A 21,476-nucleotide genomic window follows, 5' to 3' on the forward strand; every position below is an offset into this window, starting at 1 on the left:
AATTAAAGTACCCCGTTATCAATTTGTTGAGCAAGCCAAGTTGAATTACGCATTGCCAGTGTCATGATGGTGAGCGTACAGTTTTTATGAGGGTTAGAAGCAAATACACCTGCATCCATTACAAATAGGTTATTGCAATCCCATGTTTGACCCCATTGATTGGTAACAGAATCTTTCTTTGAGCTGCCCATTCGTGTTGTGCCCACTTCGTGAATGATTTCGCCACCTTTAGAAATGGCTTTTTCTGCAGGCGGGAGTTCGCCTACGGTCGCCCCCATGTTTTCTAAGATTTGCTTCGCGGTTTTTAAACCATGTTCAATTTGCTTTAACTCTCTGTCAGACCACTTAAAGTGGAACTTTGATACCGGAATACCCCATTTGTCTTTCACGTTTTCGTCAATTTCCATGTAGGTATCTTTGTTCGGTAACATCTCGCCACGCAGCGCAAAACCAACATAAGAGCCATATGCATCACGAATTTGCTGTTTAAGGGTAGGACCATAGCCTTGTTTATCACCCGATACACCCGAACCTGGTTGTCTAAAGCCACCGCCAATTTCAAAGTGATAACCACGTGGGAAATCTAATTCATTGTTAGCTTGTGCTTGGTGTCCCCACCAAGGAATAAATAAGTGATTAGCGGTGTGTCCATCTTCGTTATAACGTGGGCGACCTTTAAGTGCCGGAATTTGCGCACCTAACCATGCACCCGTCGAATCCATTAAGTTTCGACCTACTTGACCACTTGAGTTAGCAAGGCCTTTAGGGTGCTTTTTATTCTTTGAATTTAATAAAATACGCGCTGATTCACAGGCGCTGGCGGCTAAGATAACCACATCTGCATCAATCGCGTGTTCGGTGACCGTGTGTTTATCAACATAGGTGACGCCAGTGACTTTACCTTGCTCATTAACTTTGACTGATTTAACCATGGCATCAGTAATAACTTTTAAGTTACCGGTGGCTTTTGCCATAGGCAGTAACGATGTCGTCGTTTGAAAGGCAGCGCCAATTGAGCAACCCGAGCCACAAGGTGTCGCATAAAAACACGCCATGCGATCATCTTTAGGGCGAGTTAATACCGCGCGATGCATAGGCACTGCTTGAATGCCCATTTTCTTTGCAGAAGCGGCAATTAAAAGCTCAGGAACACGCGGCTTTGGTGGCGGCTGTAAAATACCCGGTGACGAATCTGGCATATCTTCATGGCCTGTATTGGTGCCACATACACCCACAAGTTCTTCAGTTTTATCGTACCAAGGTGCTAAATCAGCGTATTCAAATGGCCAGTCGGCACCGTGACCATCTCGGCTTTTGCCTTTAAAATCGTGCTCACTAAAGCGTAATGAATAGCGGCCCCAGTGGTTAGTTCGACCACCTAACATACGTGCGCGCCACCAATAAAAGTCGCTTCCTTTGGCGCTGGTATAAGGCTCATCAGGTACTTGCCAGCCGCCATCAACGGTTGCGTCGTAAAAGCCAAAGTTTTTGTCTTTGTTACCTGCACCCATAAGTGGGGCTTCGTTGTTACGACGAAACATCGGGCTTTCTGTTTTCGGGTCATAATTACGGCCCGCTTCAAGTAATAACACCTTGTGACCAAGCTTGGTTAACGTGTATGCGGCCATTGCACCGCCAGCACCAGAGCCAACAACTAATATCTTATGTTTAAAATCAGACATCTTATAGCTCCTTGATTTTTATATTTTTAAACCACACTTTGTCACCATGGTCTTGAAGCCCGATATGACCTTGCTCTGCAGTTGCAAAGTTTTGCCAAGTTGCAAACTTACTGCCTTTAACAAGGGTGTTCCATGTTGTACTACCAATCACAATGCTGGTGGTGCTGATACCGTTTTGCCAAACTTGTAAATGGTTGTCTTGCATTTTAATACGCACATGGTTCCAGCTATTTGCTGGCTTGTGCGCCGCAATTGGCGCAGCAAATAAATCGTAAATTGACCCTGCTAAGTGCGAGTCAATTTCGGTATCTGGATGTTCTTCGTTATCAATAATTTGAATTTCAGGCGCATGAGAGTAAATCATCTGTCCGGTTTCATCAGCCAATACAAAAATACCGCTATTGCCTTTGGTAGAGATTTTCCAATCAATCTGTAGTTCAAAGTTTTTGTACTGCTTTTTAGTAAGCAGGTCGCCACCACCTTTGGTTAATGTCATAGCGCCATCTTCAACGACCCATGCAGGATTTAAAGATTCGCTTTTAAAGTTACGCCACTGCGACATATTTTTGCCGTCAAATAACAACTGCCAGCCAGCTTGCTTTTCTTGTTGTGTAAGCTGATTGTCAGCCGTATTAGCGAGTGCACAGCTACTAACGGTGAGCATTAAAGTCAGTGCTTTAAGAGATTTAAACATAGTGTTCCTCGACGATTTACTTGCTTAAGACGCACATTTCTCGGTGCGTTTGTTGTTATTAATTACTAAATACAACCCAATGAATGCGACGATTAAAATAATTGGGAAGATTAGTAGGTTTTGTAATACAGCCTGTCCGGCTAAAATTTCAATTTGTTCAGCGCTTGCGCCACTTGCCTGTGCTGATGAGCGTGCTGTATCTATCCAGCTACCAATCACAGGGTTCCAAATGCTCATAGCAAACATGCCAGCACCGCCCATTAACGACATACCCAGCGCGCCTGACTTTGGAATGTATTCAGCAACGCAACCAAGCATGGTTGGCCAAAAGTAGGTAACGCCCAGTGCAAAAAGCATCGCTGCCAGATAAATCATGCTGCCCTCGGCCTGACTCATCATAAAGATACCTAAGCTTGCACAAATGGCAGAGCCAAGTAATACCCCAGTAGGGTTGAGCTTATGCACAATAGGGCCTGCAAAGAAGCGACCAACTGCCATCAGACCTGTTATTAAAGCTAATACCACCATAGGAGAGGCACCCGATGAACCTAGAATACGCTCAATCCATTGTTGTGTGCCAAACTCAGTGGTTGCTGTGAGTGTCATACAGGCAATTAAAAAGAGGTATAACGGCGTGAATAAGTGGCGAATATTGCTGCTGGTAGAGTGAGTACGCGTATCAAAGCGTGGAAATTGTGCTTTAATCAGCATAGCGCCATAAATAACCGTAGGAACTAAAATTAACGCTACTTGCCATTGCCAGTTTAAACCTGCTCCCGACATAAAATTCGACGCAAGTGCGCCAATCACAATGCCACCTGGGAACCAAACATGAAAACGGTTTAGCATAGTGGTGGTGTTTTTAGGGTACATTTCTGCAATTAATGGGTTACAGCCAGCTTCAACAGCGCCGTTGGCAAAACCAATTAAAAAGGTAGAAACCAGTAAGCCCCAAAAACCATCAGCTGTTATCGTCAAAACAAGGCCAAGTAAATGACAGATAAACGCTAACGCCACTAATTTTTTCGCGCCAATGGCATTATAAATAATACCGCCGACCATAGTCGCAACCGGAAAGCCTAAAAATGCCATGGCATTAACCCAACCTAATTCGGTGTCGGTTAAGCCAAACTCACTGCCAAGTTGACCCAAAATACCAGCACGGATGGCAAAGGTCATAGAGGTCACAATCAGTGCTATACAGCAAAGCCGAAAGACAATGCGGTTATAATTATTGTTGTCCATATTGTGTGTCCTGTGTGTTCTATTGTTGTCGGTTTATAAACCTAAAATTCGATTGTTACGCTCAGTGTTTGTTGCGCCACTGGCAAAATCGTCAAAGGCTTTGTCTGTTGGGTTTATTAAGTGTGCTTTAATAAACTCAGCGCCTTCTCTTGCCCCATCTTCTGGGTGCTTTAAGCAGCATTCCCATTCAAGTACAGCCCAACCATCAAAACCATATTGAGTTAACTTGCTGAAGATTTGCTTAAAATCTACTTGGCCATCACCTAAAGAACGAAAACGCCCTGGTCGGTCTTGCCAGTTTTGAAATCCGCCATAAACACCTGAGCGGCCATTTGCGATAAATTCGGCATCTTTGACATGAAACGCCTTAATGCGCGAATGATAGATATCGATAAACGCTAAATAATCGAGCTGTTGCAATACAAAATGGCTCGGATCATAAAGAATATTAACGCGAGGGTGATTATTGGTTGCCGCTAAAAAGCGCTCAAATGTCACACCATCATGTAGGTCTTCACCCGGATGCAATTCATAACACACGTCCACGCCATGCTCGTCAAAGCAATCTAAAATAGGTAACCAACGTTTAGCAAGTTCACTAAAGCCTTGTTCAACAAGTCCCTGCGGACGCTGTGGCCACGGGTAAAAGGTATGCCATAAAAAAGAACCCGAGAAGGTCGCATGGGTTGTTAAACCAAGGTTTTTACTTGCTTTCGCTGCTAGCATCAGTTGCTCTGTTGCCCACTTAGTACGTGCAGCAGGGTTACCTTTTACATGCTCTGCGGCAAAGTTATCGAACATTTCATCGTATGCAGGGTGTACCGCAATCAACTGGCCTTGCAAATGTGTTGATAGCTCTGAAATTGTAAGTCCATACTCTGTGGCAATACCAGTGACTTCATCGCAGTATTGCTGGCTTTGAGCTGCTTTTTCTAAATCGAAAATTTCAGGGTTTGAGGTTGGCACTTGAATCGCTTTGTAACCTAAACCGCTTGCCCACTTACATAAACCTTGAAAGCTATTGAACGGGGCTTGATCTGAAATAAACTGCGCCAAAAATATTGCTGGCCCTTTGATTTTATTCATTCTTTTTTATCCAATCTGTAATTTGTGCCATTTAGTATCTTGCTTCGATGAAGCAACAACATGCTCAATAAACGCCATGCCACGCACAGCATCTTTAATGCCAGGCACATCAAATGCTGAATTCGTTGCGTTATCGCCTTGCTTAAATGCATGAATTTGCGCTGCAAAATTGCTGTAAATGTTGGCAAATGCTTCAAGGTAGCCCTCTGGGTGACCGGCAGGGGCGCGCAGGGCATTTTGTGTGTCAGGGTGTAATTCACCTACGCCCGCTCTAAGTAATGTGGCGGCTTGATTGTGGCCTCGTAGCCATAAGCTATTAGGCTCAAGTTGCGACCATTCAAGACTGGCTTTATCGCCATAAATACGCAGGCGTAAGTTGTTTTCATCGCCAACAGCAATTTGGCTTGCCAGTAAAACGCCTTTACAACCATTATTGAATCTAAGTAGCACAGTGCCATCATCATCGAGGGCTCGTCCTTCAATCACATGGTTTAAATCGGCGCAAAGCTCGGTGATTTCGAGATCAGAGACATATTCGGCTAAGTTAGCTGCATGCACGCCAATGTCGCCCATACAACAACTAATACCTGACTTACTGGTGTCTAAACGCCAGCTGGCTTGTTTTGAACCTTCGTCTTCGCTGCGCGCTAACCAGCCTTGAGTGTACTCAACAATCACTTTACGTATGCTGCCGAGCTCACCTGCTTTTACGCGATGCTTGGCTTCTTTGACCATAGGGTAACCGGTGTAAGTGTGGGTTAACCCATATAAAACCTGCTGTTTTGCAATAATGCTTTGTAATTGCTCTGCCTCTGCGAGTGTGAGCGTTGCGGGTTTATCTGAGAGCACATGAAAACCATGTTCAAGCGCCATTTTAGCGACCGGAAAATGCAAATGGTTTGGGGTGGCAATAGCCACAAAATCGATACGCTCATCAGCAGGTAATTTTGCTTCTTCGGTAAATAGCGTCTGGTAACTGTCGTAGCAACGCCTGCTATCAAGCCCGAGTAGTTCACCAGTAGCTTTACATTTGTTTGCGTCTGAACTGAATGCGCCTGCAACAAGCTCTATCATTCCATCTAATCGTGCTGCAATTCGATGAATAGCGCCAATGAAAGCCCCATCGCCACCGCCTACCATTGCCATGCGGATCTTAGCTTTGCTCATCTTAAGCGCTCCTAAATTTAAATAGCGTCTGCTACTGTTAATGTCATGTTATTGATAATAGGAAAGCTTAGCCAATAAGCGCTAATAAAAATTCGGTTGACAATGCAACAAAATCGGCGTTTAAAATATATAGGGCTGTTATTTATTGAGACGAAATTAAGCGATGGATATTCAAGAAATAATAAAAAAAGCTGGCGTAAATCAGCTAATTGCTGCATTTGATTTACTGCCAGATATCCTCTTTTGGGTAAAAGACACAGATAGTAGAATCTTGCATTGTAATCAGCATTTTATTGAGCATCAGGGTTATAAAACACTGGAGCAAATATTGCTAAAAACAGACTTTGATTTTTCGCCAAAGCACCTCGCGTTTCAATACGTCAATGACGATAAACGGGTGATGGAAGGCTACATAGTGACTGACCGTTTAGAGCTCAACCAAACTCAACAAGGTGAGCTTGGTTGGTTTTCTACATCAAAGCATGCTTTAAAAGATCACGATGGCAATGTGATTGGCACTTACGGAGTGACCCGACATCTACAAAAAACCTCAAAAGCACTTTCTCATGTAAGGGCAATTGAAGAGCCGGTAAAATTTATTCGCGAGCATTATCATCGTCAGATCAGCATTGATGAATTGGCAGAACTTGCGCATTTGTCGGTAAGTGCTTTAGAGCGCCGCTTTAAAAAGCACTTAGCAAAAACTCCCAATCAATTTATTAACGAAGTGCGCCTCGAAAATGCCCGCAAGCTACTAATTGAAACGCAACTGCCCATTTCACAAGTGGCCTACCAGTGTGGGTTTTCTGAACCGAGTTACTTTAGCAAACAATTTCGGCGTTTGTTTGGTGAAATTCCCTCACAAATGCGTTCGCAATTAGGTGATTAAATTGCAGCTCTTGCCATTAAAATAGCTCCTTGCTCAGCACTGGCAAGAGCGGGGGTTAAATGCGCTTTACTGGCATCAGGTAAGTAAGGCGTGATGGCATTGGCAATGCCGCCCATTAAGGTAACGTTTTCAATACCTTGCTTTTCAAAGTAAGTGATATATCGGGTAATGTATGCGCACGCTTCATTGATTAATTGCTGACAAAAAGCATCGTCAGAATGGCTAAAAACAAGCGGCGCAAATTTGGCAAGCTCAGCAGGGCTTGCTAATATTAAACGCTGACTTAACGCTTGGCTTGAGTCGCAGTTAAGCTCGGTGAGTAGGGTATTTATTGCTGCAGAACTTTTCGCAACACCATCAAGTACTTCAAATGCTTTACGGCAAAGTTGTAAGCCTAACCAACCACCACTGGCACCATCGCTCAGTAATAATCCGTAACCACCTAATTCACTAAATTGGCTTTGCTGCTGGTAACCTGCACAAAAGCCCGTACCAAGAATAATCACCGCGCCATCATGGTGTTGATGTGCACCTTTACAGGCAATCAGCATATCTGTTGATAGGGTAAACTTAGCAAAAGAGTGCGGCCATTTTGTCATGGCTTGATAGGCCGAGTCGATATTAGCACCGGCAAGTCCTGCATGCACATAGGTGTTTTTTAGCTCGCTTAAGGCAAGCCCTGCTTCATGAAATGCAAGTTCGGTGGCGTGGAGTATAGATTCTTGGCTTTGTTGGCAGCTGGTGGCTACGTTTGCTGAGCCACTTATGGCTTCGCTAAGTAAAGAGCCGTTTTCGTTTTCTAAACGAACTTTACACTTACTGCCACCGCCATCAATACCTAAAAAATACGTTGCTTTGCTTGCCATGCTTAATCCTTTGAAAGAAGCTTCTTGATAGCCTCGGCGTTAATTGCACCATTTTCGTTGTGCACACATGAATGTACATGCACAGCTGCCTTTGCTGAATAATTATTTATTAATTGCCAAAGTGTTGCCGCATTGTCTAAGGTCACACCACCACCCATAACAATTTCTATCTGATTAGCACTGTGCGCTAAATATGTGTTGATCTGATTTAGACCATCTACAGCACTTTGGCCGCTTTGCCACGGCGTGCCTGCTGTTAATATGCGGTCTACTCTTAAGCTAATGAGTTTATCAAGTGCGCTTAACGGGTTTGTTAGGGTATCGAATGCACGGTGAAAGGTCACCATTAAACCATAATGTTTAGCTGTGGCAACTAAAGAGCGGGTCACGTCTAAATCAAGTTCGCCTCTTTTAACTGCACCAAATACCACACCGTGCGCCCCCGCGTTAGCTGCCATTGTTATTTGCTTTTCCATTAATTCGTAACACTCAGCACTAACAATAAAATCGCCCGCTTCAGGGCGAACCATCACCACTAACTCTGCGCTATTGGTCAGGCTTTTCACAGCACAATCAATTGCAGACAAACTCGGAGTTAAACCACCTAGGTGTAAATTACTGCACAGTTCAAAGCGCCTTGCGCCTAAGTTACTAGCCGTCGAAATATTGTTAGCTAGCTGCTTTAAATCGCCTTCGTTTATGCACACTTCGAGAATTTTACCATTGTTCATGGTCGTGTTTTTACCATATCTATTACACCTAGTTTTTAGTTACTCATTTTATACCTATTCAATAAGAACAGTTTTTATTGTTTTACTATTTATAATCAGTGATTTATTTTTATTTCGGTTGTTTCATAACACTGCTTAAAAATTAAAACGATGTTGGGCTAACTATAAGTCAGAAAATACAAAAGTGAATATAAAATATTCCTTACGCCGATTTTGTTATATCGGTCACCGAATTTTTATTATCACTTTTTGACCGCTCCCCCCTATTCTGAAACTGAGTTTAACAAGCTATTAACTCCCAATAATCAGTTTAAAACCGACAACAATAAGATGTTTTATGAGATGTATAGACCTCATAAAGCTTGCAGAACACACAACTGGAGATAGGCATGGGCAAGCAAAGTGCGATAAAAATAAAAGGGCAAGGACGGCATTTTAAACACAATGCAATTGTGATTTCGTTACTCGCGGTAATCAATACAGGTTACGCGGCAGAACAAGCGAATGAAGACGTAGAAGTGATTGAAGTCCGTGGTATTCGTTCATCAACCGCAGAAAACTTGGCAATAAAACGACTTTCAGCTGCCACGGTTGATGCAATCACCGCAGAAGATATTGGTAAATTTCCTGATAAAAACGTCGCTGATTCATTACAACGTGTATCAGGCGTACTCATTGATCGCGATGGTGGCGAAGGTAGTCGTGTCAGTATTCGTGGTACGTCACCGGATTGGACTCTCACCCAATTAAACGGTAACTATATTGCTTCGTCTGGCACAGGGAGCCCTGCACGCAGTTTCAACTACACACTATTGCCATCAAGCATGATCAAAAGTGTAGAAGTGTACAAAAGTGCAGAAGCTCGTATTGATGAAGGCGGTATTGGCGGCACGGTTATATTACACACCCGTAAACCACTTGAAATGGAAGCAAATTCAGGGGCCCTAAGCGCTGAGGTGACTTACGATGATGTGTCTGAGGACACAAAACCACAAGTGAATGTATTGTACTCATGGAAAAACGATGAGGAAAACTTCGGGATTTTAGCAGGCTTTACACGCCAAGAAAGACGGGTGGTTACTGTTTCAAATGAGTCTTTTGGTTGGCGTTTTTACTCTGATTCGGCGGAAGATGCAGATCAACCAGCTATTGTAGACCAAGCTACAGGTGAAGTTTATGATAATGTTTGGGCATCGTCTGGCATACATGTGAAAAACGCAGACCAAGATCGTGACCGTGATGGGTATCAAGTTGCTATTCAATGGATGCCAACAGACCGTTTAGATCTGAGCTTTAATTATTTTGGTGCAAAATTAAGTTATGACCAAGTCGGACAAGAAGTATTCTTTGCCGAGTGGAATGATAATCACAATCCCTATTTTGGTGTCGAATTAGACGGCGACACAGTCGTTGCTTATGGTAATGGTGATAATGGTTTATTGAATGAGAATAACTGGGGTGATGCCGATGTAAACGGCGGCGTGCCGGTTCGCCGTGGTTTATTGTCGCCTCAACTAACGGGTCGTGAGCGTTTTGGTGAATCAAAGTCTAATACATTTGATTTTGAAGGGACTTATTATGGTGATGCATACAGCATTACGTTAAAGCTTGGGCACACAAAAGCTGACGGTGGTACATCAAAAGAAACCTATGCAAATATTGATGCTCGCCTTGGCTCTGTAAATAGCTGGCATTGGTCAACAAAAGGGGGCAAGCCATCTTATGAAGTATCTACAGATTTAGCCACCGATAAAGAAGCGTATCAATACTATGATTGGTTTGACTCTTACTCATCTGAAAATGAAGACTCTGAAAATTATATTCAAACAGACGTAAAATTTGACCTTGATGGCAGCTTTTTTACCCGCGTGTATGTGGGGGGCAAATATCGCGACCACGAAATTAAAGGCATGCGTAATGATTTTCGATGGGATGACGGCATAGCTGACAATGGCGGTTACCGTGGCTATTTACCAGGTACAGAGTGGTTCCATAATCCTGATTTTCACCCAGATGCACCAACACTGGTGAGCGATCATGTGGTGGATAATAGCGCAGGGGATACAGGCGCATTTAACTTTTTAGCGTTTGATTTCAATGCCCTTGATAATTACTTAAAAGACAATTTTAGTCGAACTGTTGTACCGTCACTTTCGGGTACTTATGCATTAGAAGAAAAGATCTGGTCTGTGTATACGCAAGCTGATTTCGAATGGCAAAACTTTCGCGGTAACTTGGGTGTACGCTATGTTAATACTGAGCTGACAACACTTACGTATGATGAAGTGATTGGCCAAGACAATAATGATACCGAACCAAATGAGCGTAGCAGTGATGACGGCGAAGTCTTACCAAGTTTTAACCTCGCTTGGGATGCCACAGAAGATTTAGTTGTGCGTTTTGCTGCGGCACGAACTATGTCACGAATTAGTTATTCAGATTTAAGCCAGTCTGAAACTTATGGTCCTCCGGTGAATATAAACTCGCCGGACTCATGGACAGGACGAGGCCGAGGAACATCTGTGAATACAGGTCTTGACCCTATGTTGTCTGATCAATTCGATTTAGGTGTCGAGTGGTATTATGGAGAAGGTTCTGCGTTAGGGGCGACGGTATTTTCAAAAGATATCTCAAACCTACCAATATCCACTCTCGAAATTGTGCAGCGAGAGCATGATTGCTGTAATGGCCCAATTGAAGTTGAAATGAACACCAAAGTAGGGGGAGGTGATGCAAAATCAGAGGGTTTAGAACTGTTCTTCCAGCATTCGTTTGATAATGGTTTTGGTATTTTAACTAACTACACCTACACAGATACCAGCACTAGCGAAGTCTCGACTGACGGGCAAAAAACAGATGCTGAGATCCCAGGTACAGCTAAGCATCAATATAATATTTCAGTGTATTTTGAGAACGATGATTTTAGCGTTCGCGCCTCTTATAACTGGAAAGATGACCGTGCTAACGGTATACACAAAGGATATAACTTTTACACCAAAGACTATGGTCAGCTAGATGTAAATGCATCATATAATCTAACTGAGCAGCTCTCGTTTACTGCATCTGTAGTAAACCTAACAGAAGAGCTTGAAGAAGGTTATTGGAAACAGAGTAATCGCTTTACCTATAACCAGTATTCAGGTCGTCGTTTTTACTTAGGCGCAAATTATAACTTCTAACCGACATGTTGTTTGTTGCAACCTAAAAAGGTACTTTTACTAAAGTACCTTTTTCTTTTTTAAGACAATAATGATTGAATTTGTAGCGGCTACAGAACAAGACAAAGCCTATTTACTCGACTTAAGGTTAAATACCATGGTTGAACACCTTGAGAATCAAGGTTTATTTTTATCACTTGAACAACACCAAGCAAGAGTGGCAGAACACTTTGAACACAGCCACTTAGTGTTAAATGATGGGCAATGTGTAGGCGCTGCTAAGTTCATTGTTAGTGACAAAACAATCAGTTTATTACAGCTACAAATAGCACCCAAACAGCAGGGCAAAGGGCTAGGCACTCAGGTGTTAGATGCACTAAAAGCACAAACATCAGAAATTAATTTAACGGTGCTAAAAGCAAACCCAGCGTATGGGCTATATCAACGGGCAGGATTCAAAACGCTAGGTGCAGACGACTATGAGTTTCATATGCAGTGGCAGAAATAAAAAAGGGCGCTGTTAGCATTAACAAAGCGCCCAATTTTGACTATTTCTTTTCTTCTTCTGGCAGAGTCACGTTCAACTCAAGTACTGCTAAGTCATCTTCATTTTGATCAAACTGAACTTGAACAGCATCGGTATTTACATTCACATATTTGCGTATCACATCAAGAATATCTTGCTTTAGCTGTGGCAGATAATCAGGTGTACCACGTTGTGAGCGCTCGTGTGCGACAATGATCTGCAATCGCTCTTTTGCTAATGACGCACTGCTTTTCTTCTCTGAGCGGAAGTAGTCAAGTAAAGACACATTAACCTCCAAAAATCCGTTTAAATAAGCCTTTTTTCTCTACATCTAAAAAGCGGAAATCGACTGTTTCACCTAGTAGACGATTAATTGCATCAGTATAGGCTTGGCCTGCATCTGATTCACCGTCTAAAATCACTGGTTGACCAGAGTTTGATGCACTCAATACTGCTTGTGATTCAGGGATAACACCTAAAAGTTTAATCGCAAGAATTTCTTGCACATCTTCAACTGATAGCATTTCGCCTTTTTCAACACGCTCAGGGTTATAACGTGTTAATAATAAGTGTTCTTTAACGCTTTCTAGGCCTTCTTCAGCACGCTTAGATTTACTGTGCAAAATACCTAAAATTCGGTCGGAGTCACGTACTGATGATACTTCAGGATTTGTTGTTATAATTGCTTCATCAGCAAAATACATTGCCATCATTGCGCCCGCTTCAATACCCGCTGGCGAATCACATACGATGTAATCAAAGTCTTTTTTCAAATCATTTAGTACACGTTCAACACCGTCACGGGTTAAGGCATCTTTATCACGTGTTTGTGACGCAGGTAAAATGTGTAACTTATCAACTCGCTTATCTTTAATAAGGGCTTGATTTAAGTTAGCTTCGCCATTGATTACGTTTACAAAGTCATAAACAACACGGCGCTCACAACCCATAATAAGGTCAAGATTACGTAGACCAATATCAAAGTCGATAATAACGGTTTTAAAGCCCTTAAGCGCTAAACCTGTGCCAATTGCAGCACTCGATGTGGTTTTACCAACACCACCTTTACCAGAAGTAACGACAATTACTTTTGCCATGAGATTTATCCTTTAACCAAAGCTGAAATTTCTAATGAATCATTTTTTTGTTGGATTTGTACTGCGTTGCCCCAGTGTTCACCTTGTAGGGAATCGCTGATCCAATAACTACCATTAATTGAAACAAGTTCTGCTTCTAATTTTTGGCAAAATATTTGTGCTTCGTTGTAGCCTTTAGCACCTGCAATTGCACGTCCGCGCAATGTGCCATAAATATGAACATTACCGTCGCTGATCACCTCTGCGCCATGACTAACCGCACCAATAACAATAAGGTCACGATCTTTTGCATAGACCTGCTGACCAGAGCGAACTGTGCCGTGAATCACTTGTGCAGGTAGGTGAACGGTTTTCTCAACGATAGATGTATTTGTTTGTTGTTTAGCGGTTGCCCCCTTAACGTCCTGTGAATAATTTAGGACTGATAAGCCTGCCGCTTTGGCGTTTTCGTTTTGCTCTTGGCTGCCATTACACACACCAACAGGGTTAAACGATAGACTGGTAAGCATTGATTTTAAGAAAGAAAAATCAAACGAGTCACCTTGTACATCACTTAAGTTAATTACGATGGGCGCGCCTGCAAAAAACTTAGGTGCTTGGGCTATTTTTTCATCTAACTGCTTACTTAAAAGAGAGGTATCTGCTGAAAATAGATGCAACACAGATAAAGTAAAAAGGTTCCCTTTTAGTTCAAAAATTTGTTCCGACATACATGCTCAATTGAATTGTCTTGGTTAGCTCTTTTTTAAATAAACGCAGGCTGAACAAGGCGTATACAGTAAAAATCTAACCGAAATTTTTAATCTTCTTATAAGAGTCATGTTATAGTGTGCGCCCTCGTTAAGCAAGATATTAAAGGGTCATAATGCTAACTGCGGTGTATAAAAGTAAGAAAAAAGCGGATACCTACCTTTTTGTAGAAAAAAGAGATGATTTTACGCGTGTTCCTGAACCTTTAATGGACACATTTGGTCAACCACAGTATGTGATGATAATTAATCTTGCTAGTCGTGAAAAGTTAGGTTTGGCAGACTTAGAAACGGTTAAGCAAGCGTTAATTGACCAAGGTTTCTACTTGCAATTACCGCCGCCAGAAGAAAACCTGTTAACCCAATTTAAAAAAGACAAGGGAGTTGAGAGTGATTAAAAAACTTGCCGTAGTTCTACTAAGTGCTTCATTAAGCACATCTGTATTGGCAGAGGAAAAAACACAAGCTGACTTCGACGTATACGTTGCTGCATTAAAAAATGAAGCGACAGAAAAAGGCTATGATCAAGCCTTAATCGAGCAAGCATTCGCAACGGCTAAATTTAAAAAGAAGGTCATTTCAGCTGACAAAAATCAGCCTGAAGTAAAAGAAACCCTCGAAACCTATTTACCAAAACGTGTGCCGCAATGGAAAATTGACCGCGCGCGTAAACTATACAAAGAAAACCAAGAGGTTCTTGAAAAAGTAGCCAAAGAATACGGCGTTCAAGCGCGCTTTATTGTTGCACTTTGGGGCCTTGAAAGTAACTTTGGTAAAATCCAAGGTGGTCATAGTGTGATAGCATCATTAGTCACACTTGCTTTTGATGGTCGCCGCGAAACCATGTACAAAAACCAACTTTGGGCAGCGCTTGATATCTTAAAAGAGGGTCACATTACCCTTGATAAGTTCAAAGGTTCTTGGGCAGGGGCAATGGGTCAAACGCAGTTTATGCCAACTTCATTTAACGCCTACGCTGTTGATTACAACGGTGATGGCCGCAAAGATATTTGGACCACAGAAGAAGACGCATTTGCCTCAATCGCAAATTACTTAAAGCAAGCAGGTTGGAACGATGATTTAACTTGGGGTCGTCAAGTTAAATTACCTGAAGGCTTTGATAACGCAAACATTCTTAAACGTGGCACTAAAACGCGCAGCCAATGGTTAGAGTACTGGAAAGATTCTGAGCGCAGCCTTGCTGACTGGCAAGCAATCGGTGTTCGTAAAATGGATGGTAGCGACTTACCGCAAGTTGATATTACCGCCGCAATGGTAATGCCAGATGACGTAAATGGCCGTATGTACTTAGCCTACGACAATTATAAAGCATTGATGCACTGGAATCGTTCGTATTACTTTGCAACCAGTGTTGGTTACTTATCAGATCGCATCGGTTACCCAGCGGTTAAGTAATTGATTTTTAACCACCAAGTTTAATCAAAGCTTGGTGGTTAATTGAATAGAGTGTTTTGGGTATGAGGTTGTCACCTACGGCGACACATATCCGTACTTACTGCGTGCTAAAGCACTGTCTTCAAGCAAGCGCGCGAAACAAGTTTCACGCCTACGATGTCAAACTCGCAAACTTTTTCCTAGTAACTCGTAACTTACTCTTTTCCGGGCTTCTTCAAAATCTTATCTTTAAAATCAAGTACCTTGCCAATGCCCGATCCTAGTTTCATTAGGCTTTGGAGTTGTTCAGGGCTCAAACGTTGTAGCTCTGCCGACCATTTTGTAACGGTTTCGAGTAGGTCGTGAATTTCTTGCATTTGCTGCTGAGCAAAGCGCTCATCATCGTTGTGGGCTTCTTCTAAAATATTATCACGAAGTAAGCTAAGAGTTGGGTCTATCTCACGTTTTTTACGCTCTTCGAATACGCGGTTGGCCATGTCCCAAATACTGCCGGCAGGGCCGTAGTATTCTTTACGGTCGCCAGGGATATGATGCACCTTAATTAAACGCCAAGACTGAAGTTCTTTAATGCCCATACTCACGTTACCACGTGAAATACTTAGGGTGTCGGCAATTTCATTGGCGGTCATCGGCTCTTTCGTAATGGTGAGCAAACCACACATTTGACCAATGGTGCGGTTAAAGCCCCAACGGCTACCCATTTCGCCACAGTGCATTACAAAAGCTAGATTTTTTTCAGATAGGCTCATAATTTTTAGTATTCAAAAACTTCAGAAATTTAATGCTAGCACGGTGTTGGTATAACTAAAAGAAATAGCCACTATTCGATGTTACGCGACTAAAGTCTAAATTTCGAGCTAGTCAGTTGATTTTACTAAGAGTTAAGCAGAAAACTATATCCTGTACGAAAAATAAACAACTTGATCTGTATCAATATTGGTGACAATAGTTTGCGTTATCGTATAGGCTCAAAGTGCTCAATCAAAATAATACCACGGAGGAACGTTATGAAAGCTGCAGTAAATAAAGAATACAAAGGTAAGCTAACTATTGAAGATATTCCATGCCCTGAGGTAGGGATAAATGACGTGTTAGTTAAAATAGCGGCGTGCGGTGTGTGCCACACTGATTTACATGCATGCCACGGAGATTGGCCTGTAAAACCTAAAATGCCATTAGTACCTGGCCACGAAGGGGTCGGTACAATTGAAAAGGTAGGGGCTAATATAAAGCACTTGTCTGTAGGCGATAGAGTAGGGATCCCCTGGCTGTATAGTGCATGCGGGCATTGTGATTACTGCTTAGAAGGCAAAGAAACCTTGTGTCTTGAGCAGCACAACACAGGTTATTCAATAGACGGTGGTTACGCTGAGTATTGTGTTGCACATGGTGACTTTGTTGTAAAAGTACCAGACGGGTTAGGCTTTGCAGAAGCTGCGCCATTATTTTGTGCCGGTGTTACGACGTACAAAGCATTAAAAGTAACGGGTGCAAAAGCAGGTGATTGGGTTGCTATAGTCGGTGTGGGTGGACTTGGCCACTTAGCGGTGCAGTACGCAAAAGCGATGGGCTTTAACGTAATTGCCGTTGATACTGGTGAAAGCAAACTCAACCTTGCTAAAGAGCTTGGTGCAGATATTACTATTGATTTTATGAAGCAAGTACCATCAGAAACCATTTTTGAGCAAGTGGGTGGTGCGCATGGTGTTGTATGTACAGCCGTATCAAAACCAGGTTTTGAGCAAGCTTACAAAAGTGTACGCCGTGGCGGTAAATGTGTGCTTGTAGGTTTACCACCTGAAGATATGCCACTGCCAATTTTCGACACCGTATTAAATGGTGTGTCTGTTGTAGGCTCAATCGTTGGTACGCGTAAAGACTTACAAGAATGTCTCGACTTTGCTGCCAAAGGTAAGGTTAAAGCCATTATTGAAGAAAAACGCCTAGAAGATATCAACGATATATTTGACGACATGCTAAAAGGCGATATCACAGGCCGTATTGTGATGACGCTTTAAGCTGAGTCAGTTAATGCTGTCAGGTTCGGTTGAGTAATCAATTGAACCTGGCAGTTTTTCATATGCTAAAAAGCAGGGAGCTGTAGCTCGTTAATGCTCCAAAATAAATTAACGTATTTGCTTAGAGTCGGCTATGAGCGGACATTGAATATTTTCTTTTGATACATTTTTTATATTCAGAATTTACAACTTTCCCCTATATTCAGGAAAATGAGCAATTTGCGCATTCTTGTCGTAAGACCACTTTACCAATTTAAATTATTTTGTTAACTAGCAAAAGGTTAGCTAATTTGATAAAAACGTAGTAATCAGAAAAGTGAGCTGTTGTGTGGTAGAAATATGCGCAATGATCGCACTATTAAATTGTTACACATCTGAATTGATTTCAGTATTAGAGATATAGTATGTTTAAAAAGTTTATCCCAATTGTGGGTTTAGTTGCTGTTATCTTTGCAATTGTAGTTTGCAGAGCATATTTTCGTGTGTTTTCAGGTGACTTTAGTACAAATCAGTCTGATTGGGGGAGTTTTGGATCTTATATTGGTGGTACGGTAGGTGCTCTTTTCGCTTCATTATCATTCTTAGCTCTTTTATATACAGTTTATCTCCAGCGAGAGGAATTAACTACAGCGATCAAAGCGCTACAGGATAGTGCTGAGTCTCAACAAAAACAAGTCGAAAACTATGAAGCTCAAAAGTTCGAAACTACGTTTTACTCTCTTTTAGAACTTCACAATGATGCGGTTCGTTCTCTTGAATTAAGTTCAAATGATCTTAGCGGAGATATTGCAAATCTAAATAAACTTGATGATGACTGCGATATTTCGTCTTACCTAAAGGAGAGACAGGAGCATATACTAAAGAATGTTGAGCTTTCACAGTACTTTAGAGTGCTGTATCAGCTATTAAAGTTCATCGCTAAGAATAATATTAAGAATAGTGACCGAGACTTTAGCGAAGCTTACTTGGGGAAAAGAAACACGATTGATGAGTACGAAAATGAAGAAAAAATGTATGCAAGTTTGGTTCGAAGTTTTGTCCCAGTAAAACTACTTCCTGTACTCGCTTTAAATTGTATACCTTCCTATGAAGGTTTAAATAACTTACAAAAATATTATGCTTTGCTTGAGCGTTACGGTTTTCTAGAGCATATGCGTTTAGATCATTTACCTTTGAATTTATCGACTTTTCTCATCTTTGATCGTTACTCGTATGCAATGGGTGAGAAAAGTCAAAATGACATTTTACAAAAAGTTAGTTTGTTAAAGTCAAAATATCCCAACTTATTTGTTAAGAGTTTGATGGAAGGTGGGTATTTGCATGTTTACTCAGACTTGGTCGAAACCGATGTATAACAAAGCATTTAAGAGTGATTCCCAACGCTTGGCATTTTTCATTCCATTGTTGGGTTTGGTGGTAGCGTTGCTCACACCTTAATGCGGCGTTACGTTTTTCTGGAGATTTGTTGAAATATCTAAAGTCGATTTATAAGCCACCTGAAAAATTGCTTCACGCAAAATTCCATAAAATGGATAAAATTGAGGTGAGGGTTTTACTTTGCAGATTACTTGGTTCTGAGAGAAGAGCACATCCAGTATATGGCACTAAAAGACTAAAGCCCTACTTCTTACGTTTAAAATGGAAGCGGATTAAAGTTGCTCATCACTATGAAAAAATAGGCGGCATTTTGGATCCCCAAGTAAAACAGTGGGCGCTTCCAGCAGGTAATAAATGGCCTGGAACTATTGCTCTTGTAAAAGATCGAGTGCAAATCAAAACATTACAAGGCAAATTAAAAGGTGCGGACAAAAACGGCTGGCTTTTGTTCGTTCCTCACAAAGTATAGCCAGCTATTTTTGCCGTTTATTGCGGCGTTATATGCCATCGGGGGAGTCGTGAAAAATATTGCACCATACGCTAATTCAGAGCTACACCCACATGACCGCCCATTTGTTAGTGAAATCCCTCAATTAAAAAAGTTAATAACTGTTAAAAATCTTGTGGGACTTGCTAACAATACAAAATGGAATGAGCTGTTTACTTACATGCGAGAAAGTATTCAATTTGAAACAAAGTGGCTTCCATGCTTCAGATTCAACTGCATCGATTCAGACTACATTTCTGTCTGGGACAATGAATGGTATAACCACTTACCATACCCGATGCTAAGTGTAATGTGGTTTGAAATCGAGTATAAAGAAGAAAGCGCTAAAAACAATCTTACTGAGATTGTAACGATTGATCACTCAGCTCGTTTGGAATCACTTATCAAGTCTATTGGATTTGAATACGAGAAAGGAGCAACATCTTTGCGAATTTATGGTTATTCGCCAATTGACCGAACAGGTTTTGAGTAAATATGGCATATAACAAGCCAAGTCAGCGAGAATTTTACTCGCTAAACGTGCTCCTCCCCCCCTGCTTGGGGCGTTAAATTTCAGTCATCAATAAGGTCGGCAGAATTTGAAAGAGATATTTTTGTTCGTAATTTCTCATCCACCGGTAGCCACTATCGTTACAGGTTTAATAGCAATAGTGTCTGTGATTCTGACTCAAATTTGGATTGACTCGAGACAAAGGAAAGATCATAAGCACCAAAGGTCGCTCAAACACCAAGAGCTATTACTTGCAAAAAAGGAAGAAGTCATTGATTTGTGTAACATACAGGTCGAGCTGATATCACAAATCGAGTCAGTTTTTGAACAGTGGTTTGAAAATTATGACAAGCACTATGACTCTACAAAAATTAGAATTCTCCAATCAAAAATTGATGGTAACGTTTCTAAACTTAATCTTATTATTAACTTATATTTGCCAGAGATGGGGAATTACATTGTTCGTATCAATGACGATACCCAAAAATTTATTGAACTTTGTGCTGACTATTCGATGGGTGGCAAATATGGTAAAGAAGATTATCTAAAGTTAGATTATATGGAGGTAGTAGAGGTTTCGAACAAATATGCAGTATCGTTTATGTACTTGTCTTCAAATCTAGCGAATCTGGCTAGACAAGAAATTTAACAAAGCGTTTAAGACAGATTCACAACGCTTGGCGATTGCAGTTCCAGTCAGGTTAAGTGTTTTAGGCTTGGTGGTTGGCATTGTCCAACACTTAACGCGGCGTTACCAAGGCCTTTCTCTTATACAGAGCCGTCCTTCGGCTATAACTCATTTATGCCCAAAAACAAACCATCACTCAAACTCGCTCTCACTAAACAAACAAAAAAGCGCATCTTAACCAAGCCGCGTTTTTTGCTATCAATTCACAATTAAAGTGTATAGCTAAAGGTTAATTTAGCATTATGCTCTTGTCCTAGCATACCGCCTAAGAACATTACTTAACGAGAAAATATATTATCGAGATCTTCGTCAATAAAGACACCAGTCAAATTATTAGCTTCGACGGCAGATTTAAACTTATCAGTACAAAATAAACGAGAACCACCTGTTAACTTACTTTTAAATACAGGTTTATTTTCTACATCATCATCGATGAAAGCAATTTTAATATAATCCAGAGGATAGCCATCTAGATATTCACGCTCACATTTAGTCTCATCTTCTTGACCAAATGTACGCAAGTTAAAAATCACAATTGGTTCACCATCAGCTTTTGTTTCAATGAACTCACCTAAAGGAGCTAATAAATCTTTTAAAACATCATAAGCATTCATACGAAGAGCGATAAATCCATCCATGATGCTGATATCGTAGTTATCCTTTAGATAACCAGGTAAAAACGATAACTCATAATCTTCAGGCCAGCATTCTAATAAAGAGTCATTATTCATATGGATATCAAGAAGAAACATGCAAGCATCTTGATTAGATGGCAACATTGGTTGTATTTTTTCAGCGAATGAAAGTATGTCCCACTCAACCATGTCGTAAGAGTTAGTAACAGGCTTTAACGAAAACAGCTTCATGATTTACCATCCCACTTTATATTTTTTGGCTAGTAATTCATAATTATAAATAGCAATTTCTAAAGGGGTTGGGTTACTTGGTCGATCTGGCATAGGGTATTGCTGTAGTGGGTTCATCCTTAAATCTTTAAATTATCCATTTATGAGCGTGTAAAATAGCAAATAGAATTTTGCGGTGCAATTTTAAACGTGGCATATCTAATTCGCGAAACCAGTTAGTAGA

At 41.3% G+C, this 21,476-nt stretch carries 22 protein-coding genes; 10 read left to right on the plus strand and 12 right to left on the minus strand.

Annotation, left to right across the window (positions count from 1 at the left end; genetic code table 11):
- Positions 1–2: 2 nt before the first annotated feature.
- Genes LY624_RS18225 through LY624_RS18245 form a run of 5 tightly spaced genes read right to left on the minus strand, consistent with a single transcriptional unit; the run spans position 3 to position 5,874 of the window.
- Entirely contained in the window at positions 3–1,682 is a 1,680-nt protein-coding gene (locus tag LY624_RS18225; RefSeq protein ID WP_341804729.1) for a GMC family oxidoreductase, read from the minus strand.
- Position 1,683: 1 nt separating this feature from the next.
- A complete protein-coding gene (locus tag LY624_RS18230; RefSeq protein WP_341804730.1) occupies positions 1,684–2,376 on the minus strand; it encodes a 3-keto-disaccharide hydrolase in 693 nt (230 codons plus the stop codon).
- A 24-nt stretch (positions 2,377–2,400) separates the two neighbouring features.
- Positions 2,401–3,621, minus strand: coding sequence for an MFS transporter (locus LY624_RS18235; RefSeq protein ID WP_130152236.1), 1,221 nt, complete (start codon positions 3,619–3,621; stop codon positions 2,401–2,403).
- A gap of 33 nt (positions 3,622–3,654) precedes the next feature.
- Positions 3,655–4,707: a sugar phosphate isomerase/epimerase family protein gene (locus LY624_RS18240; RefSeq protein WP_237118956.1), complete on the minus strand. Its 1,053-nt coding sequence runs from the start codon at positions 4,705–4,707 to the stop codon at positions 3,655–3,657.
- Positions 4,708–4,713: 6 nt separating this feature from the next.
- A complete protein-coding gene (locus tag LY624_RS18245) occupies positions 4,714–5,874 on the minus strand; it encodes a Gfo/Idh/MocA family protein (protein ID WP_341804731.1) in 1,161 nt (386 codons plus the stop codon).
- A gap of 163 nt (positions 5,875–6,037) precedes the next feature.
- On the opposite strand from LY624_RS18245, the gene LY624_RS18250 reads away from it, so the two are divergent.
- Positions 6,038–6,763 (plus strand): AraC family transcriptional regulator, encoded by a 726-nt coding sequence (locus LY624_RS18250; protein ID WP_054552042.1) that lies wholly within the window; start codon positions 6,038–6,040, stop codon positions 6,761–6,763.
- Here the strand turns inward: LY624_RS18250 and LY624_RS18255 are convergent.
- A complete protein-coding gene (locus LY624_RS18255) occupies positions 6,760–7,629 on the minus strand; it encodes a BadF/BadG/BcrA/BcrD ATPase family protein (protein ID WP_341804732.1) in 870 nt (289 codons plus the stop codon). The genes LY624_RS18250 and LY624_RS18255 overlap by 4 nt on opposite strands.
- A gap of 2 nt (positions 7,630–7,631) precedes the next feature.
- Positions 7,632–8,360 (minus strand): copper homeostasis protein CutC, encoded by a 729-nt coding sequence (locus LY624_RS18260; protein ID WP_341804733.1) that lies wholly within the window; start codon positions 8,358–8,360, stop codon positions 7,632–7,634.
- A 389-nt stretch (positions 8,361–8,749) separates the two neighbouring features.
- Between LY624_RS18260 and LY624_RS18265 the strand changes: the two genes are divergently transcribed.
- The gene (locus tag LY624_RS18265) at positions 8,750–11,539 is read left to right on the plus strand and encodes a TonB-dependent receptor (RefSeq protein WP_341804734.1); all 2,790 of its coding nucleotides are present in this window, start codon (positions 8,750–8,752) and stop codon (positions 11,537–11,539) included.
- 70 nt (positions 11,540–11,609) lie between these two features.
- Entirely contained in the window at positions 11,610–12,026 is a 417-nt protein-coding gene (locus LY624_RS18270) for a GNAT family N-acetyltransferase (RefSeq protein WP_341804735.1), read from the plus strand.
- Between the two features lie 40 nt (positions 12,027–12,066).
- Here the strand turns inward: LY624_RS18270 and minE are convergent, their stop codons facing one another.
- The 3 genes from minE to minC are packed head-to-tail and all read right to left on the minus strand — an operon-like array spanning position 12,067 to position 13,851.
- Positions 12,067–12,330, minus strand: a complete 264-nt coding sequence (gene minE / locus LY624_RS18275; protein ID WP_062568059.1) for a cell division topological specificity factor MinE — start codon at positions 12,328–12,330, stop codon at positions 12,067–12,069.
- A gap of 1 nt (position 12,331) precedes the next feature.
- A complete protein-coding gene (gene minD / locus LY624_RS18280; protein WP_062568058.1) occupies positions 12,332–13,141 on the minus strand; it encodes a septum site-determining protein MinD in 810 nt (269 codons plus the stop codon).
- A gap of 5 nt (positions 13,142–13,146) precedes the next feature.
- Complete coding sequence (gene minC, locus LY624_RS18285; protein ID WP_062568057.1) at positions 13,147–13,851, minus strand: septum site-determining protein MinC; 705 nt, start codon at positions 13,849–13,851, stop codon at positions 13,147–13,149.
- A 155-nt stretch (positions 13,852–14,006) separates the two neighbouring features.
- Between minC and LY624_RS18290 the strand changes: the two genes are divergently transcribed.
- Together LY624_RS18290 and LY624_RS18295 are read left to right on the plus strand one after the other, a co-directional pair.
- Complete coding sequence (locus LY624_RS18290; protein ID WP_062568056.1) at positions 14,007–14,288, plus strand: YcgL domain-containing protein; 282 nt, start codon at positions 14,007–14,009, stop codon at positions 14,286–14,288.
- Positions 14,281–15,306, plus strand: coding sequence for a lytic murein transglycosylase (locus LY624_RS18295; RefSeq protein WP_130152228.1), 1,026 nt, complete (start codon positions 14,281–14,283; stop codon positions 15,304–15,306). The genes LY624_RS18290 and LY624_RS18295 overlap by 8 nt, the downstream gene beginning before the upstream one ends.
- A 194-nt stretch (positions 15,307–15,500) precedes the next feature.
- On the opposite strand, the gene LY624_RS18300 is transcribed toward LY624_RS18295, so the two are convergent.
- Entirely contained in the window at positions 15,501–16,055 is a 555-nt protein-coding gene (locus LY624_RS18300; RefSeq protein WP_062568054.1) for a GbsR/MarR family transcriptional regulator, read from the minus strand.
- Positions 16,056–16,313: 258 nt separating this feature from the next.
- Here LY624_RS18300 and adhP point away from each other — a divergent pair, with 258 nt between their 5' ends.
- From adhP to LY624_RS18325, 5 genes are all read left to right on the plus strand, one after another.
- Positions 16,314–17,324, plus strand: coding sequence for an alcohol dehydrogenase AdhP (adhP, locus tag LY624_RS18305; RefSeq protein WP_237118949.1), 1,011 nt, complete (start codon positions 16,314–16,316; stop codon positions 17,322–17,324).
- A 404-nt stretch (positions 17,325–17,728) separates the two neighbouring features.
- Positions 17,729–18,679 (plus strand): putative phage abortive infection protein, encoded by a 951-nt coding sequence (locus tag LY624_RS18310; RefSeq protein WP_341804736.1) that lies wholly within the window; start codon positions 17,729–17,731, stop codon positions 18,677–18,679.
- 110 nt (positions 18,680–18,789) lie between these two features.
- Positions 18,790–19,170, plus strand: a complete 381-nt coding sequence (locus LY624_RS18315; RefSeq protein WP_341804737.1) for a hypothetical protein — start codon at positions 18,790–18,792, stop codon at positions 19,168–19,170.
- Positions 19,171–19,219: 49 nt separating this feature from the next.
- The gene (locus tag LY624_RS18320) at positions 19,220–19,681 is read left to right on the plus strand and encodes a DUF6678 family protein (RefSeq protein WP_341804738.1); all 462 of its coding nucleotides are present in this window, start codon (positions 19,220–19,222) and stop codon (positions 19,679–19,681) included.
- A gap of 106 nt (positions 19,682–19,787) precedes the next feature.
- A complete protein-coding gene (locus LY624_RS18325; protein ID WP_341804739.1) occupies positions 19,788–20,348 on the plus strand; it encodes a hypothetical protein in 561 nt (186 codons plus the stop codon).
- 317 nt (positions 20,349–20,665) lie between these two features.
- Here LY624_RS18325 and LY624_RS18330 read toward each other — a convergent pair whose 3' ends face one another.
- Positions 20,666–21,253, minus strand: coding sequence for a hypothetical protein (locus LY624_RS18330; protein WP_341804740.1), 588 nt, complete (start codon positions 21,251–21,253; stop codon positions 20,666–20,668).
- Positions 21,254–21,476: the final 223 nt, after the last annotated feature.

The organism is Pseudoalteromonas sp. N1230-9, assembly GCF_032716425.1.
In the GTDB taxonomy this organism is placed as follows: Bacteria; Pseudomonadota; Gammaproteobacteria; order Enterobacterales; family Alteromonadaceae; genus Pseudoalteromonas.